This window comes from Vibrio sp. Vb0667 (assembly GCF_033391095.1).
In genome coordinates this window covers 1-1,490 of sequence record NZ_JAWPOL010000156.1, presented here as the reverse complement: position 1 = coordinate 1,490, position 1,490 = coordinate 1, and the positions used below count along the sequence as shown (strand labels likewise).

Here is a 1,490-nt window from a genome sequence, read left to right as displayed (position 1 = left end):
GTCTTAGCTAAATTGTCATCCAGCTTGTAAAGCAGCTTGAACATATTGTCACGGTCAGTTGTTCGCACTTGGAACTGAGCGTAAGCCTCGTAGCTTTTCTCCGGTTGGTACGTCAATGCAAAACGTTGTAAACCTTGGCCAATCGAAACCGAGACAAAATCGATGTCATCTTGCTGACGAATATAGCTTTCTACTTTTTCCGCTTGCTTAATGGTCTGACGAATATCCGTACCTTCTGGCATCCACATATCAACGTAGAACATCGGCGTATTCGAAGGTGGGAAGAATTGCTGCTTCACATTGCCAAACGCAATAACGGCACCCACTAACAACGCCACCATCGCAGCGACCGTCATCCAACGAAAACGTAACGAGAATTTAAGCAACGCGCCAAATACAACGAACAACCAGCCTTTGTAAGGGTCTTCGTCTTCACCGTTCGTGTCTTTCTCTTCTTCTTTTAGAAGCAGGTCTGCTAAGAAAGGCGTGAGTGTAATTGCCGTAACCCAGCTCAAGAACAATGAAAAACACAACACCCAGAAGAGTGAGCCCATGAATTCGCCAGTTGCGTCCTGAGATAAGCCGATTGGTGCAAACGCGGTAATTGCGATTACTGTCGCGCCAAGCAAAGGCCACTGTGTTTGTTTCACAATATCAACGGCAGCTTGAACCTTTGTGCGCCCTTTCTTCAGGCCAACCAGAATACCTTCAACCACAACAATCGCGTTGTCCACCAACATACCCAACGCGATGATCAACGCACCGAGCGAAATTCGATGAAGTTCTATGTTGTTGTAATTCATCAAGATGAACGTACCAAACACCGTCAACAGAAGTACCACACCAATGATCACGCCACTACGTAAGCCCATAGTGAACAACAGCACAATAATTACGATGGCTACCGCCTCAGCTAAGCTGATCACAAACGCTTTGACAGAATCATCGACTTCTTGCGCTTGGTTGTAGAAATAGCTCATGTCCAAACCCGCAGGTTTGATGGACTCTAAACTGCTTAACTCAGCGTTAAGGCGCTCACCTACTTCTACTACGTTAACGCCAGACGCAAACGAAATACCGATGTTGATTGCTTTCTTGCCGTTAAACAAAATCATGTTGCCCGGCTTTTCTTGAATACTTCGGGTGATCGTCGCAACGTCTTTTAAGCGAATCAAATTACCCGTATCACGACCGTGAATGATCAGGTTTTCTAACGCTTGAACTGTATTCAGCGTACCGCTAGGACGAATGACGAGGCTTTCACCATTCACCATAACTTCGCCAGCCGAAACTACGTTGTTTTGTTGGTTAAGCAAGCCAGAAACAACGTTCATGTCGAGATTCAGAGACGCAAGGCGGTCAAGCGAGATTTCAACGAACAACATCTCTTGCTGATCACCAGCAATGTCTACTTTGCCCACGCCATCAACCAGTTCGATTTCACGTCGTAGGTGGTCGGCATAGCGTTTGAGCTCGACATAGTCGTAATC

The 1,490-nt window shown here is 46.3% G+C and carries 1 pseudogene; it reads right to left on the bottom strand.

The features are described 5' to 3' along the window. Positions 1–1,490: pseudogene (gene vmeV, locus R8269_RS24205) on the bottom strand (multidrug efflux RND transporter permease subunit VmeV); the annotation flags it as partial.